Origin of the sequence: Saccharothrix sp. ST-888, assembly GCF_000955975.1 — a bacterium.
GTDB lineage: Bacteria > Actinomycetota > Actinomycetes > Streptomycetales > Streptomycetaceae > Kitasatospora.
The window spans coordinates 1-346 of the sequence record NZ_JYJF01000636.1 but is presented as its reverse complement, the minus strand read 5'-3'; the positions used below and the strand labels follow the sequence as shown (position 1 = coordinate 346).

At 76.0% G+C, this 346-nt stretch carries 1 pseudogene; it reads left to right on the top strand.

The features are described 5' to 3' along the window. Positions 1 to 102 precede the first annotated feature (102 nt). A pseudogene (locus UK12_RS34060) lies at positions 103 to 346 on the top strand (hypothetical protein); the annotation flags it as partial.

Genomic DNA, 346 nt, shown 5'->3' with positions numbered 1-346 from the left:
GCCTTGGGGTCGTAGACCGTGACCTCGGCGCCCTGGAGCTGCAACTGCCCGGTGCCGTTGCGCGCGGGCGAGTCCCGGATGTACTCCGAGTTGGGCTTGACGGTGGCCCCGATCACGGCGACCCCGCGGCCGAGCGATCCGCCGCCCGACTTCCCCCGGGCCCGTCTGACCGTCGCCACACGGCCCCGCCTGTCCGACCGGCTGGCCGCGCTCGCCCCCGCCGGCCCCGACGCCGAGCTCGCCTGGAACCCGCAGTTCCTGCGCCAGGGCTACGCCCTCGGCTACACCCTGCACCCCAACCGGCTGGTGGCGGGCGTGCGCAGCGAGCGGGCCGAGCAGCTGCTGC